Below are 14,877 nucleotides of genomic sequence, written 5' to 3'. Positions count from 1 at the left end.
GATAGACGCCGTGCCGGATGATACGGATATATAGAGAGAGGGATATCCATGAAATTGAACGAATTATCATCCGTGCTGGCAGCCGCCGTGATCGACGGTGCCGGTGACGTTGAAATTACCGGAATCCAAGTTGATTCTCGGGAAGTAAAGCCGGGCGATCTGTTTATATGCCTTCCGGGTCATACCGTGGACGGCCATGACTTTGCCGCCCAGGCTGCCGAGCGGGGCGCAGTTGCCCTGGTCGTGGAGCGGAAGCTTGACATCCACCTTCCCCAGATCATCGTAAAGGACAGCCGGTTCGCGATGGCCGGGCTTGCCAATGCGTTCTTCAATCAGCCTAGCTCGCGGATGAAGATCATCGGCGTGACGGGAACGAACGGCAAGACAACGACCACCTATCTGATCGAGAAAATCATGAATGATCATGGTTTAAAGACCGGATTGATCGGAACCATTCAGATGCGATACGCCGGCAAGTCGTTCCCAATGCCGCGCACGACGCCTGAAGCGCTGGAGCTTCAGCGGAACCTGAACGAGATGGCCGAAGCAGGCATGCAGTGCTGCGTGATGGAGGTTTCCTCCCATGCGCTGGAGCAGGGACGCGTCAAGGGCACGGATTTCCGCACCGCGATATTTACGAACCTGACGCAGGATCATCTTGACTATCATCATACGATGGAAGAATACCGGGCGGCCAAAGGGTTATTTTTCTCCCGCCTTGGCAACGCTTTTCCCAAGGACGAACAGTCCCGCAAATATGCGGTCCTGAATGCCGATGACGAGGCTTCCGCATATTTTGCCAAGCAGACGGCTGCGGAAGTCATCTATTACGGCCTCGGCGAGCAGGCGGATGTGCGGGCCAGCAACATCGCGATTACTGCGCAGGGCACGTCGTTCCATGTGGATACCTTCCGAGGAAGCACGGATATATCCATCAAGATGGTAGGCAAGTTCAATGTATATAACGCGATGGCTGCCATTGCTGCAGCGCTGCTTGAAGGCGTTCCGCTTGAGGACATTAAGAGCAGCCTGGAATCCGTTCCGGGTGTCGACGGCCGGGTTGAGGTTGTCGATGAGGGCCAGCCGTATGCGGTGATCGTCGATTATGCGCATACGCCCGACGGGCTCGAAAACGTGCTGCGGACGGTCAATGAATTTGCGGAAGGACGGGTGCTGACCGTGTTTGGCTGCGGCGGCGACCGTGACCGCACCAAACGGCCGATCATGGGTAAGATCGCTACCAAATACAGCGATATCGTGCTTGTTACTTCGGATAATCCGCGAACCGAGGACCCGGGAGCGATCCTTAAGGATATTGAGGCGGGATTGGTTGAGGACGGCGTGTCCGAAGACCGCTACAAGCTCATTGTCGACCGCCGCGAAGCCATTCAAAAGGCTATTGAAATGGCAAGCCCGGGCGATGTAGTATTGATTGCGGGGAAAGGTCATGAGACCTACCAGCTGATTGCGGGCGAAGTGCTTGATTTTGACGACCGCATCGTAGCCAAAGACGCGATAAGGGGCAGACAATAGTGATCCATAAATCATTGCGGAGCATTGCCGACATGTGCGGCGGTACGCTCTCACGAAACCAAGACGACGATATTGTAATTCAAGGAGTCGCAACCGACTCCCGCACGATACAGCCGGGCAATCTGTTTGTTCCGATTGTCGGCGAAAAATTCGACGGACATCAATTCGGGGCGGCTGTGCTTGCAGCTGGCGCCGGCGCGCTGCTATGGCAGCGGGATCATGACATGGTCCCTGACGGTCCTGTCATCCTTGTGGATGACACGCTGTCGGCTCTTCAGAAACTTGCAGCCGCTTATTTGGCAGAGAGCCGCGCCAAGGTGGTCGGCATTACCGGCAGCAACGGCAAGACAACCGTGAAGGACATGGTGACCGCGCTCCTCGAAACCCGTTACAAAGTTCATAAGACGCAGGGCAATTATAACAATCATATCGGTCTTCCGTTAACGGTGCTTGCGATGAAGGAAGATACGGATATCGCGGTGCTCGAGATGGGGATGAGCGGCCGGCATGAGATTGAGCTGCTCTCTTCGATTGCGCGCCCGGATATCGCGGTTATCACGAATATCGGCGAAGCGCATTTGCTTCAGCTCGGCTCGCGGGAAGAGATTGCCCGGGCCAAGCTTGAAATCGTGAGCGGCATGAAGCCCGGCGGATTGCTGGTATACCATGGTGATGAGCCGCTGATCGATCAGGTGCTGCAGGAGCCGGGAACGGTCAAGCCGGCGTCCATGAACACCTTTACGTTCGGCAGCCGGGACACCAATGACGCTTATCCGACAGGCATGATGTTTCACGCCCGCGGCATTGTGTTCACCTCGAACCGGTATGAGGGCGAGGGCTTCAGCCTTCCGCTGCTCGGACGCCATAATGTCATCAACGCTCTGGCTGCCATGGCGGTAGCGACCCATCTGGGCGTCAGCGACGAGGAGATTCGCCGCGGCTTCGCTGGTCTCAAGCTGACGAGCATGCGGATCGAGGCGATTGAGACGAACCATGGGGTGACGGTGCTGAACGATGCCTACAATTCCAGCCCGACGGCCGCGAAGGCTGCGATCGATGTGCTGGGCGACATGAAGGGATACCGGTGCCGCATTGCCGTTCTTGGGGACATGCTTGAACTTGGGCAGCGCGAGCGGGAATTCCACGAAGAGATCGGAAGCTACCTTTCGCCGGATCAAGTGGAGCTCGTATTGACCTACGGTCCATTGTCTCAGCACACGGCGGAGGCGGCAAAGGCGAATTACCCGGACGGGGCTGTTCTTGCGTTCACGGACAAGGAACAGCTTATAACGGAGCTGCTGAAGCGGGTGACCGAGAAGGACATCGTATTGGTGAAGGCTTCGCGGGGAATGAAGCTGGAGCATGTGGTCGATGCGCTTAAAGCCCTGCCTGGCGGCAACAACGGAGTGAGGGGGTGAGCTTATGGACTTTCAGCTGCTGTTATTGACCATCGGTGTAGCGTTTATACTGGCTGTCATTTCGGCCCCGCTGCTGATTCCGTTGCTTCGCAGGTTGAAGTTCGGACAGCAAGTGCGAAACGACGGTCCTCAAAGCCACCTCAAAAAAGCAGGTACGCCGACAATGGGCGGCGTCGTCATTCTGCTTGCGTTCACGCTGACGTTTATCAAGTTTTCGCCGGTCGATACCGATTTTTATGTGCTTCTAGTGGCAACATTGGGCTTTGGCCTGATCGGATTTCTGGATGATTATACTAAAATCGTATTCCGCCGATCGTTGGGACTGACCCCTCGGCAGAAGCTGTTCGGACAGCTTCTGTTCTCGGGGATCATGTGCTGGCTGCTCATTTCCAACGGACACAGCACGGCGATCGGGGTACCGGGGATGAACTGGTCATTCGACTGGGGGCCGTGGTTCTATTATCCGTTCATCGTTCTGATGATGATGGCCATCAGCAACGCGGTCAATTTCACGGACGGTGTGGACGGACTGTTATCCGGCGTCAGTGCGATTGCTTTCGGAGCCTATGCCATTGTGGCGATCCAGTCGACCTCGTTCGCGGCGGCCTTCTGCGCGGCGGCGATGATCGGCGCGGTGCTCGGGTTTCTGGTGTTTAACGCGCATCCGGCCAAGGTGTTCATGGGAGATACAGGCTCGCTGGGGATCGGGGGCGCGATCGGAGCCATCGCCATCGTGACGAAAAGCGAGCTGTTGTTCCTTATCCTCGGAGGCGTATTCGTCATCGAGATGCTTTCCGTCGTGCTCCAGGTCATCTCGTTCAAAACAAGAGGCAAACGCATCTTCAAGATGAGCCCGATCCACCATCACTTTGAGCTGTCCGGATGGTCGGAGTGGCGCGTCGTCATCACATTTTGGGCCGTGGGACTGGTATTGGCGGGACTCGGGCTCTTTATCAACAAGGGGTTGTAGCATATGAAGCATCCAGATGAATACCGGGGAAAGACCGTCGTTGTTCTCGGACTTGCCAGAAGCGGCGTCCAAGTAGCCAAAGTACTGCATAAAGCCGGGGCGGAGGTCACGGTGAATGATCGAAAAGAAAGAGAGCAGTGTCCCGAAGCGTCGGAGCTCGAAGCTTTGGGCATTTCTGTTATTTGCGGGGGGCATCCGGATGACTTGATTCATCCCGGCGTGGCGCTCCTCGTCAAAAATCCCGGCATTCCTTATTCGGTTCCGCCTGTTCAGAAGGCAATGGAGCTGGGAGTTCCGGTCGTAACCGAGGTAGAGGTCGCTTATCATATTTGTGCAGCGCCGATGATCGGCATCACCGGCTCCAACGGCAAGACAACGACGACGACCTGGGTCGGTCAGCTGCTGGAGGACGCCGGTCTGTCCCCGATCGTTGCGGGCAATATCGGCACACCGCTGTCGGAGGCCGCCCAGGAGGCGAATCCGGACAATTGGATGGTCGTGGAGCTCAGCAGCTTCCAGCTCAAAGGAACCGAGGATTTCCGGCCGCGCATCGCCGCGCTGCTGAATATAGCTGAAACGCATCTTGACTATCATGGCGGGATGGACGATTATATCGCATCCAAAGCCAAGCTGTTCGCGAATCAGACGGCGGACGATACCGCTGTGCTCAATTGGGATGATCCCGTGTGCAGGAGCCTCGTCCCGTATATCAAGGCCCGCATTTTGCCATTCTCGATGAACGAAGTCCTTCGTGAAGGTGTTTACGTGATGCCGCCATACGGGGCTGAGGGTCAAATGCCGGGCGGCGAGGAGCCGGAGAGGACTGTCGTCTATACGGACGAAAAAGGCTTTACGCATGAGATCATCCGTGTGGAGAACATCGGATTGCCCGGCAGATTCAATGTCGGGAACGCGCTCGCGGCTTCGGCAATCGCAATTACGGCCGGCGTGAGTCCGGATAGACTCGAGCCGGTATTGTCCAGCTTCCGCGGCGTAGAGCATCGGCTTGAATTCGTTGACGAGCGGGACGGCATTGCCTATTACAATAACTCCAAGGCGACAAACTCCAAAGCAACCAACATGGCGCTAACCTCGTTCAAGGAGCCCATCGTGCTCATTGCAGGCGGTCTTGACCGCGGCTCGGATTACGAGGAGCTCGTGCCTTCTCTTAGAGAGCGGGTGAAGGCTGTCGTCCTCCTAGGCCAGACGAAGGAGAAAATCGCGGCTGCGGCGGAAAAAGCCGGGTTAAAGCAAATTATCCTCGTCGATAATGGAAAGGACGCCGCCGATACATTGACTATGGCTGTCCAGGAGGCGGCCCGGCTTGCCGAGCCCGGCGATATTGTTCTTCTGTCGCCGGCATGCGCCAGCTGGGACATGTTCCCTTCCTTTGAAGTCAGAGGACGCATTTTTAAAGAGGCGGTGCATAACCTTTAAGTAGGGGGGTGGATAAGCCCCTACTAAGGATGTACGAGGTGGCCTTTCCATGAACAAGAACCGCCAGGCGCCCGATCTGTGGCTGCTTATATGCATTTTGGCCCTGCTGGCCATCGGGATCGTAATGGTATACAGCGCAGGCTCCGTGCTCGCCTTCCATGATTACGGCGATAAGTTTTATTTTGTGAAACGGCAGGCGTTTTTTGCTTGCCTCGGGCTTGCGGCCATGTATTTCACTTCCAAAATCGACTATAAAGTATGGATGAAATACAGCAAGCTGGTGCTGCTCGTCTGCTTCTTCCTGCTCGTTATCGTTCTGATCCCGGGGATCGGGGTCGTTCGGGGCGGCGCGAGAAGCTGGCTCGGCATCAGCTCGTTCGGCATTCAGCCTTCCGAGTTTATGAAACTAGGGATGATTCTGTTTCTATCTCGGTGGCTCAGCAAACAAGACTATGATATTACTTCATTCAGCAAGGGACTGCTCCCGCCGCTAGGTTTGATCGGCCTTGCTTTCGGATTGATCATGCTGCAGCCGGATCTCGGCACCGGCGCGGTTATGCTCGGGGCTGCCATGATGATCGTGTTCACGGCCGGTGCGCGAATGAAGCATCTGGGATTTCTTGCTTTAGGCGGTGTCGCGGGCTTTGCCGGACTAATCCTTACGGCTCCGTACCGGTTGAAGCGGATTACGGGCTTTCTCGATCCATGGTCGGATCCGCTCGGGACCGGCTACCAGATCATTCAGTCGCTGTATGCAATCGGCCCCGGCGGCCTTGGCGGCCTCGGTCTTGGCATGAGCCGCCAGAAATATGCTTATGTGCCTGAACCGCAAACCGACTTTATCTTTTCCATCTTGGCCGAAGAGCTCGGCTTCATTGGCGGGCTGATCGTGCTGCTGTTGTTCGCGGCTTTGGTATGGCGAGGCATGAGGGTCGCCATGACGGTTCCGGACGGCTTCGGCAGCCTGCTCTCCGTAGGGATTGTCGGAATGGTCGCGATTCAGGTTGTCATTAATATCGGCGTTGTCATCGGAATGATGCCGGTAACCGGCATTACGCTGCCGCTGATCAGCTACGGAGGAAGCTCGTTGACACTGATGCTGACCGCGCTCGGCATTCTATTAAATATTTCCCGTTATGCGAGGTGAACAGTATGCGTGTCGTATTAACAGGCGGCGGGACGGGTGGGCATATCTACCCGGCTGTCGCCATTGCAAGGCAATGTGAATTGGAAGATCCGAAGACGGAATTTTTATATATCGGCGGGGAGCGGGGCCTGGAAAGCAAGCTGGTGCCCCAGGAGAAGCTCCCGTTTGAAAGCATTGATATTACGGGCTTTCGGCGCAAGCTGTCGTTTGAAAATGTGAAAACGATCATGCGCTTTTTCAAAGGCGTCCATCGATCGAAAGCGCTGCTATCGCAGTTTAAGCCCGATGTTGTGATCGGCACCGGCGGCTACGTATGCGGACCGGTCGTATACGCAGCTGCAAAATTAGGGATTCCGACCATGATCCATGAGCAGAATGCGATTCCCGGGCTGACGAATCAGTTTTTGAGCCGCTACGCGGATACGGTAGCGGTGAGCTTCGAGGGCTCCGAAAAGGCCTTCCCCAAAGCTAAAAGAGCGGTGTATACAGGGAATCCACGCGCGACGACGGTCCAATCCGCCAATCGTGAGCGTGGATTTGCTTCGCTTGGCATCCCGATGGACAGTCAGGTCGTTCTGATCGTCGGCGGAAGCCGGGGGGCCAAGGCGATCAATGATGCCATGATCGGCATGGCCTCTCATATAGGCCGTCTGCCAGGTATTCATTTTGTGTTCGTAACGGGCGATACTTATTTTGAGCGCACGCGCGAGGAGATACGCAGCCGCCTCGGCACGATGCCGAACCATCTTCATATCATGCCTTATGTTCATAACATGCCGGAAGTGCTTGCTGCAACTTCCCTGATTGTAAACCGTGCGGGAGCTTCCTTTCTGGCCGAAATCACTTCGCTCGGCATTCCTTCGGTCCTCATACCGTCACCCAATGTGACCAACAATCATCAGGAAGCCAATGCCAGACAATTGGAGGATGCAGGCGCATCGAGGATGATCCTTGAGAAGGACCTTACCGCGGAAACTTTGTTTGGGCGGCTTGAGGAAATCATGACAAGCCCCGATGTCCGGAAGTCGATGTCCGAGGCTTCCCGAAAGCTCGGGAAACCGGATTCCGCTGCCGTCATTGTGGAGGAAATCCGCCGGCTTACCGGCAAACGCTAAATCGGCTGGGCGATTGTCACACACCTATGGAGCCTGACATAAGATACTCTATAATCGTGACACACCCATGAGGCCGGCATTACAGACAGCGGCCATCTTCCCGCCAGTTTCGGGGGAATGGCCTTTTGTTTTGAAAGTCAAGGGAGGTTTATTTACAATGCAGCAGTGGAAATCGCTACTATCTGAAGCCAATGTCGGAGCCGTCTTATGGAATGAACCGCTGGCCAAATACACAACTTGGAAAATAGGCGGACCAGCCGATTGCCTAGTTGTTCCCGAGAATAAAGAGCAGCTCGCTGAGCTGGTCGCCCTTCTCCATGCCCATCGCATTCCTTGGACACAACTGGGACGCGGCTCGAACATGCTGGTATCCGATAAGGGCATTCGGGGAGCGGTGATCAAGCTGGGCCAGGGCTTCGAGGAGTTTCGTTTCGAGGGGGAGACGGTGACGGCAGGCGGCGGCCTGTCGCTCGTCAAGCTCAGTGTTCTGGCCGGGAAACAAGGATTATCGGGTCTTGAATTCGCCGGAGGCATCCCAGGATCGGTCGGAGGGGCCGTTTACATGAATGCAGGCGCTCACGGGTCTGATGTGTCACGCATATTTAAGTCCGCTGACATTGTACTGGATACAGGGGAATTGGTTACGTATGCTGCCAAAGATATGGCGTTCGATTACCGGCACTCCATTCTGCACGAACGAAAAGGGATTGTGACGGAAGCGGTATTTGAGCTCCAGTATGGGGACCGCAAAGAAATTTCAGCTCGGATGGCTTCCTATAAGGACCGCCGCCGGCGCACACAGCCGCTCCAATCGGCAACGGCAGGCAGTGTATTTCGCAACCCGCCCGGCGACCATGCCGCGAGGTTGATCGAAGAAGCGGGTCTTAAGGGGCTGCGGATCGGAGGGGCGGAAATTTCGTTGCAGCATGCCAATTTCATCGAAAACACCGGTCAAGCGACAGCAGAGGACGTGCTCGCCTTGATTGAGCATATCAAGGAGACCATTGCGAAGAAGAACGGAATTCATATGGTACCCGAGGTGTATGTTCTAGGCGAGCGGTAAACTCGGAGGTGATACATTGGACAAATTGGTGATTGAGGGTGGAAGGCCCCTATCAGGAACCATACGTATCCATGGTGCGAAAAATGCAGCTTTGCCTATTTTGGCCGCAAGTCTGCTTGCAGAGGGGACCGTAAAATTAAGCAACGTCCCGCATCTGCTGGACATTGAAGTGATGCTCAGCATTCTCAGCCGTCTCGGTTCCAAATGCAAGCACGAGCTGGAGACGGTTACCGTGGATACCTCGTCTGCCAATTCGTTTCATGTCCCGGAAGATTTAATGAAGCAGATGCGATCCTCCATCTTCTTGATGGGACCTCTGCTGGCCCGTTTCGGTGAAGTTACCATTTATCAGCCAGGCGGCTGCGCGATCGGGGAGCGGAAGATCGACCTTCACCTGCAAGGGCTCCAGGCGCTGGGTGCGCAAATCGAGGAAAGCAGCGATAAAATCCATTGCAGAGCCAGCCGGCTGGTCGGAACGGATATTCACCTGGATTTTGCCAGCGTCGGAGCAACCGAGAATATCATGATGGCAGCGGCAACGGCGCACGGCACAACGGTCATTTCGAATGCCGCAAGGGAACCGGAAATTCAGGATCTTCAGCATTTTCTGAACAAAATGGGTGCTAACATCATCGGAGCGGGAACCGATACCATTACGATCCACGGCGTGGAGCGCCTGACGCCTTGCGAATACGAGATTATTCCCGACCGGATCGTGGCGGGAACCGTTATGATCGCCGCTGCCGTCACCCGGGGGAGCGTAACGCTGACGAAGACGAATCCGTCCCATCTGACCTCCCTTATGCATGTGCTGAAGCGCGCCGGTGTTCAAACCAGTGTATGCAATGATATAATAAACATAAGCTGCATGAGCCGTCCAAAAGCGGTGGAACGAATCGTGACTTCGCCGTACCCTTCCTTTCCTACCGACCTGCAGTCCCAGGTGATGGTGCTGCTGTCTGTAGCGGATGGTTTCAGCGTGATGAAAGAAACGGTATTTGAAGGACGATTTAAGCATGTGGAGGAGCTTTCCCGGATGGGAGCCGATATCTCCACGGATATGAACTATGCCTTTATACGCGGTGTTCAGCGAATTTATGGAGCGACCGTAGAGGCAACCGACCTGCGGGCAGGTGCGGCTCTAGTCATCGCCGGATTGGCTGCGCAGGGGACGACGGTGGTTGAGCAAGTGCACCACATCGACCGCGGTTATGATCGGATTGAAAACATGTTCCAAGGCTTGGGAGCGCGTATTTACCGCCAGAGTTCCGTACCGAAGCCGCTTGATTTAGCCAATTGAGGTCCTGGTCATCCCCTCCTTGCGGAGGGGGTGGCAGGTCTTTATGGAGAGAGAGGATATGTCTAATACTCATATACCTGTCCTGAAACAGGACAAGCCCAAACCGAGGGCGGCGAGAAAGATTATATGGATTCTGCTGCTATTGTTCATAGCCCTGCTGACGATTCTATTCTTTCGCTCGCCGATCAGCCAGGTTTCTGAGATTCAAATCAAGGGCAATACACTGAATACCAAAGAGCAGCTGATGGAGCAAAGCGGACTCCGGATCGGAGAGCAGTATTTCGGAGTCGATCCCGATGAGGTCAAGCAGCGATTAGCCGAGCTCGGCACGATTAAATCCGCTGAGGTGAATAAGAGCTTTCCCGGCGAGATCAGCATCGTGATCACCGAGTATCCTACAGTCGCCTATGAGCTGTCCGCCGACGGCGATTTTCAAGCTATCCTGTCCAGCGGGACTTCGGTTCCCGTTGCGGCCAGCGGAATCGCCGTAGAGAAGCCGATTCTGACCAAGTGGGACCCGGCCGATCCGAACAAGGCGAAGCTCAGCCAGGTGCTGGCCGAAATACCGAGCAGCATGACCTCCGACATTTCGGAGATTATGCCTTCGCCCACGCTTTCCTTCCCGGACAGGATCAAGCTGTACACGCGCTCCAAGTTCGAAGTAATCACCTCCATTTCGCTGCTTCGGGATAAGGTGGAGTATCTCAATCAAGTGACGGAATTGGAACAGCCGGGTATCATAACGATGCTGGAAGCTGACTCCTACGTGCCTTTCGAGGAAGAAGTTGAAGAAGAGGCTCCGGAAGGGGAATAACCCCCTACTCAGGCGTAGGAATAAATGGTACAATTGAAAGTATTGACAACATTGGGCTCTCATTTATATTTTATGTGTTTTACGGCTCTCAATAGTAAATGTTGGCAGTAAAAATAATGTAGAAAAAAGAGGGATAGCCCCTTCCATGTTGAATAAGTAAAAATGTAAATCTTGAATGACGACTTTATTTTGTTAAACAGGAGGTGCCAGAGCTTGAGCAACAATGACATCATTGTTAGTTTGGACATCGGTACATCCAAAGTTCGTGCTATTATTGGGGAAGTTAATAATGGAACCTTTAATATTATTGGAGTTGGATCTGCCGACTCGGAGGGAATTCGTAAGGGTGCAATCGTAGATATCGACCAGACCGTACAATCCATTCGCAACGCTGTTGATCATGCGGAGCGTATGGTCGGTATTCAAATATCCGAAGTATATGTCGGCATATCCGGTAATCATATCGGACTTCAATCCAGCCACGGCGTTGTGGCAGTATCGAACGAGGATCGCGAGATTGGGGAAGAAGACATCGACCGCGTGCTGAAAGCCGCGGAGGTTGTGGCTCTTCCTCCCGATCGGGAAATAATCGATGTAGTGGCAAAACAATTCGTAGTAGACGGGTTAGAAGGAATCTCCGACCCTCGAGGCATGATTGGTGTAAGGCTTGAGGTTGAAGCGACGATCATTACCGGCGCGAAGACGGCAATACATAATCTGCTCCGATGCGTGGAGAAATCAGGCTTGAAGGTCAAGGATCTTGTGCTGATTCCGCTAGGCGCCGGCCAATTGGCTCTCTCGAAGGACGAGAAGACGATGGGCTCGGTGCTCGTGGACGTAGGCGCAGGATCAACGACGCTTGCGGTGTTTGAAGAGGGAAGCATTGCAGCGACCTCCACGCTGCCGGTAGGCGGAGATTTCGTGACGAATGACATTGCGTACGGATTGCGGACGTTAACCGATCAGGCGGAGAAGGTCAAGCTGAAATACGGCTGTGCGCTCATGGAGAGCGCTGCGCCTGAAGTTACGTTTAAAGTAACGAGGATCGGAAGCAATGTGGACAAGGAGTTTAACCAAGAGGACCTGGCCGCCATCATCGAGCCTCGGGTTCAGGAAATATTCCAGCTGGTGCGTCAGGAAATCAAACGCCTGGGTTACAATGAGCTTCCGGGTGGTTATATACTTACCGGGGGCACGATGTCCATGCCTGGTGTGCTGCAGGTGGCACAGAACGAGCTGGCGACTTCCGTTCGGATTGCCGTTCCCGATTTTATCGGCGTGCGTGATCCGGGATACTGCAGCGGAGTCGGCATCCTCCATAATGCAATCCGGAATGTCCGAGTGCGCAGCAGTGCAGGAGGAAGCAGCAACAGCGGAAATAGCAAGAAACCGGTGAATCGCGCTAAGCCGCAAAATCCTGTCGCAGCAACTCAGGAGACCAGCCAGAAGCCGGGATTTATTGAACGCTTGAAAAAAATGTTCAGCGAGTTTATATAGCGGATTCATTTGACTGTGGACGTGCCATCCACGCACATTGAGGGGGAGATGGAATAGATGTTGGAATTTGATTTCGAAATGGAGAGCTTAGCTCAAATTAAAGTAATCGGTGTTGGCGGCGGCGGAAGCAATGCCGTCAACCGAATGATTGAAAACGGCGTGCAGGGCGTTGAGTTTATTACGGTAAATACGGATGCCCAAGCGCTCCATCTTGCTAAATCCGAACACAAGCTGCAAATCGGGGACAAGCTGACTCGAGGACTCGGAGCCGGCGCCAACCCGGAAGTAGGCAAAAAAGCCGCTGAGGAATCCCGCGATTTGATTATGAACACCTTAAAAGGTGCGGATATGGTATTCGTGACCGCCGGTATGGGCGGAGGCACGGGTACCGGAGCTGCTCCTGTCATTGCTGAAATCGCTAAGGAATGCGGAGCATTGACGGTCGGCGTCGTAACCCGCCCTTTCACATTTGAAGGACGCAAGCGTTCCTCTCATGCAGAGCTGGGCATCGAGGCTTTGAAGGAGAAGGTGGATACGCTTATTGTCATTCCAAACGACCGGCTTCTCGAGATTGTGGACAAGAAGACTCCGATGCTGGAAGCGTTCCGTGAAGCGGACAACGTTCTCCGCCAAGCGGTTCAAGGTATTTCCGACTTGATCGCGGTACCGGGTCTCATCAACCTCGACTTTGCCGACGTGAAGACGATTATGACAGAACGCGGATCGGCCCTGATGGGAATCGGAATGGCGACCGGCGAGAACCGCGCATCCGAGGCGGCCCGCAAGGCCATCATGAGCCCGCTGCTGGAAACGTCCATCGAGGGCGCACGCGGCGTCATCATGAATATTACCGGAGGAAACAATCTCTCCTTGTACGAGGTCAATGAAGCGGCCGAGATCGTAACCTCCGCTTCGGATCCGGAAGTGAACATGATCTTCGGTGCCATCATCGATGATAGCATGAAGGAAGAAATCAAGGTAACGGTGATTGCGACCGGTTTTGAGAGCAAGCCGATGCCGACACCGCCGGGACGGCGCCCAGCGATGCCGCAAAGCGAACAGCAGCCGGCCTCCGACAAGGGCAATGTGAATCTGAGACCATTCGGGAATCAGAGCACCAATGACCAGCTTGATATTCCTACATTCCTTCGCAATCGTTCGCGTAATAATGATTAATACGAATAAGCCTGCGCTTGTTGCCCCTGCGGCTAAAGCGCAGGTTTTTTTTTGTTATGAAATCCGCCGCAAGTTTTAGGAAGAGCCCACCAGTGTCAGACTTTCGCGAATATCGCTTATACGAGATCATCCGGCTAAAAGCGCCGTCCCAGAGCAGCTTGTAACGCCGTCCACCCGGCATTGGCGGGGCGGGCTTCCCGTGCACCGTATCCCTGTCTCTAAAAACTGCCCTCCATCGACAAAAAAAGTCTGCGAACGGCCCACAGGTTTAGACAGACTTTGATCCCTATTCTTCTTATACTAGTAGCATCTCCCAAAGCCTTGAAAAGAACAGACGCATCCGAGCGGACAAAGAGCGAAAAAGGAATTCAGACTAGGCGGGTGAAGATCCTGGTTGTTTATATCGATCTGATTTTTATCGTGAACCTGCTGATTGACGGGGTCCTGCTGGCGCTGACGGCCTGGATGCGAAGGACCAAGCTCAAGTGGTGGAGGCTTGCCTTGTCATCCGCGGCAGGGGCTCTCTATGTCGTCATGATGTTTGTCCCGGAGCTTTCCTTTCTGTACACCTTTCTGATCAAATTTGGACTGTCCCTGCTGATGCTGTGGATCGCATTCGGCTTTACCAGCCTGCAAAGCTATATTCACCATTTAGGCGCCTTTTACATGGTCAATTTCGCTGCGGCCGGGGGAATTATCGGCGTTCATTATTTGGTTCAGAATTCGGGGGAGCTGTTTAGCGGGATATGGTATACGGCAACCGGGGGATTATCGTTCGAGCTGAAAGTGGGGTTTTGGGCTGCGTGTATTACCTTTTTTGTAGTTGTATTCGGGTTTAAGGCCGTTCAGACCACGAAACGCAAAATGGAGAGCAGGGAAACGCTCCTGGGAGAGGTAACGGTTTGGATCGGAAGCGTGAAAATAAGCTGCAGAGGCCTACTGGATACCGGCAATCAGCTCAGCGATCCTTTGACTCGTACACCCGTAATGGTCATGGAGGCCTCGCTCTGGGAATCGTTCCTGCCGGAGGGATGGAGCGAGCGGCTGGTAGAAGGAGAGCCTGACCGGCTGATTATGGATCTGGGGATGGAGGAATTTGAATGGCAGGATCGCCTGCGGCTCGTTCCTTATCGCGGCGTGAACCGCGGAGCAGCCTTCATGCTCGCCTTGAAACCGGATGCAGTCCGAATTGAGCTCGGCGGCATCGAATATACGACTACCAAAGTACTGATCGGTCTAGACGGAGGCACCCTGTCCGGGGACAGAGTCTATCGGGCGATTATCCACCCGGCGCTAACGGAAGGTGAGGGAACTCCGAATACTTCTTCGAATGCCGCAGCAGATGCGGCAGCAGCGGTAGGGAGCACCCATGGTGCAGGACCGGAGCAAGCCAAGCCGGCAGGATGA

12 protein-coding genes are annotated in these 14,877 nt (G+C 54.5%); all 12 read left to right on the top strand.

The window, feature by feature from the left end; all coding sequences use genetic code 11:
* Positions 1-48 precede the first annotated feature (48 nt).
* The 12 genes from NST44_RS26730 (at position 49) to spoIIGA (ending at position 14,877) form a co-directional block, all read left to right on the top strand.
* Entirely contained in the window at positions 49-1,533 is a 1,485-nt protein-coding gene (locus tag NST44_RS26730; RefSeq protein ID WP_213614229.1) for a UDP-N-acetylmuramoyl-L-alanyl-D-glutamate--2,6-diaminopimelate ligase, read from the top strand.
* A complete protein-coding gene (locus NST44_RS26725) occupies positions 1,533-2,951 on the top strand; it encodes a UDP-N-acetylmuramoyl-tripeptide--D-alanyl-D-alanine ligase (protein WP_213614227.1) in 1,419 nt (472 codons plus the stop codon). Before NST44_RS26730 ends, NST44_RS26725 begins: the two co-directional genes overlap by 1 nt.
* A 4-nt stretch (positions 2,952-2,955) precedes the next feature.
* A complete protein-coding gene (gene mraY / locus NST44_RS26720; RefSeq protein ID WP_213614226.1) occupies positions 2,956-3,921 on the top strand; it encodes a phospho-N-acetylmuramoyl-pentapeptide-transferase in 966 nt (321 codons plus the stop codon).
* A 3-nt stretch (positions 3,922-3,924) separates the two neighbouring features.
* Entirely contained in the window at positions 3,925-5,358 is a 1,434-nt protein-coding gene (gene murD, locus NST44_RS26715) for a UDP-N-acetylmuramoyl-L-alanine--D-glutamate ligase (protein ID WP_213614224.1), read from the top strand.
* A 49-nt stretch (positions 5,359-5,407) separates the two neighbouring features.
* Positions 5,408-6,505: a stage V sporulation protein E gene (gene spoVE, locus NST44_RS26710; RefSeq protein WP_028406602.1), complete on the top strand. Its 1,098-nt coding sequence runs from the start codon at positions 5,408-5,410 to the stop codon at positions 6,503-6,505.
* Positions 6,506-6,510: 5 nt separating this feature from the next.
* The gene (gene murG / locus NST44_RS26705; protein ID WP_007129468.1) at positions 6,511-7,620 is read left to right on the top strand and encodes an undecaprenyldiphospho-muramoylpentapeptide beta-N-acetylglucosaminyltransferase; all 1,110 of its coding nucleotides are present in this window, start codon (positions 6,511-6,513) and stop codon (positions 7,618-7,620) included.
* A 157-nt stretch (positions 7,621-7,777) separates the two neighbouring features.
* Positions 7,778-8,683 (top strand): UDP-N-acetylmuramate dehydrogenase, encoded by a 906-nt coding sequence (murB, locus tag NST44_RS26700; RefSeq protein WP_213614222.1) that lies wholly within the window; start codon positions 7,778-7,780, stop codon positions 8,681-8,683.
* A gap of 16 nt (positions 8,684-8,699) precedes the next feature.
* Complete coding sequence (gene murA, locus NST44_RS26695) at positions 8,700-9,983, top strand: UDP-N-acetylglucosamine 1-carboxyvinyltransferase (RefSeq protein ID WP_213614220.1); 1,284 nt, start codon at positions 8,700-8,702, stop codon at positions 9,981-9,983.
* Between the two features lie 58 nt (positions 9,984-10,041).
* Entirely contained in the window at positions 10,042-10,797 is a 756-nt protein-coding gene (locus NST44_RS26690; protein ID WP_007129471.1) for a cell division protein FtsQ/DivIB, read from the top strand.
* A 213-nt stretch (positions 10,798-11,010) separates the two neighbouring features.
* Entirely contained in the window at positions 11,011-12,294 is a 1,284-nt protein-coding gene (gene ftsA, locus NST44_RS26685; protein ID WP_007129472.1) for a cell division protein FtsA, read from the top strand.
* Positions 12,295-12,351: 57 nt separating this feature from the next.
* Entirely contained in the window at positions 12,352-13,470 is a 1,119-nt protein-coding gene (gene ftsZ, locus NST44_RS26680; protein ID WP_007129473.1) for a cell division protein FtsZ, read from the top strand.
* Between the two features lie 390 nt (positions 13,471-13,860).
* Positions 13,861-14,877 carry a sigma-E processing peptidase SpoIIGA gene (gene spoIIGA / locus NST44_RS26675; RefSeq protein WP_244869137.1) on the top strand — a complete coding sequence of 339 codons (1,017 nt, stop codon included), beginning with the start codon at positions 13,861-13,863 and terminating at the stop codon, positions 14,875-14,877.

Source organism: Paenibacillus sp. FSL W8-0919 (assembly GCF_038003785.1).
Lineage (GTDB): Bacteria > Bacillota > Bacilli > Paenibacillales > Paenibacillaceae > Paenibacillus_AQ > Paenibacillus_AQ lactis.
Note: the sequence above shows the minus strand (reverse complement) of the source record. Positions and strands in the feature narration are given on the sequence as shown.

Coding starts and splice junctions, on each gene's coding strand:
- spoVE (WP_028406602.1), top strand. CDS start 5,408: ATGAACAAGAACCGCCAGGCGCCCGATCTGTGGCTGCTTATATGCATT.
- murG (WP_007129468.1), top strand. CDS start 6,511: ATGCGTGTCGTATTAACAGGCGGCGGGACGGGTGGGCATATCTACCCG.
- mraY (WP_213614226.1), top strand. CDS start 2,956: ATGGACTTTCAGCTGCTGTTATTGACCATCGGTGTAGCGTTTATACTG.
- ftsZ (WP_007129473.1), top strand. CDS start 12,352: ATGTTGGAATTTGATTTCGAAATGGAGAGCTTAGCTCAAATTAAAGTA.
- murD (WP_213614224.1), top strand. CDS start 3,925: ATGAAGCATCCAGATGAATACCGGGGAAAGACCGTCGTTGTTCTCGGA.
- NST44_RS26730 (WP_213614229.1), top strand. CDS start 49: ATGAAATTGAACGAATTATCATCCGTGCTGGCAGCCGCCGTGATCGAC.
- NST44_RS26690 (WP_007129471.1), top strand. CDS start 10,042: ATGTCTAATACTCATATACCTGTCCTGAAACAGGACAAGCCCAAACCG.
- murB (WP_213614222.1), top strand. CDS start 7,778: ATGCAGCAGTGGAAATCGCTACTATCTGAAGCCAATGTCGGAGCCGTC.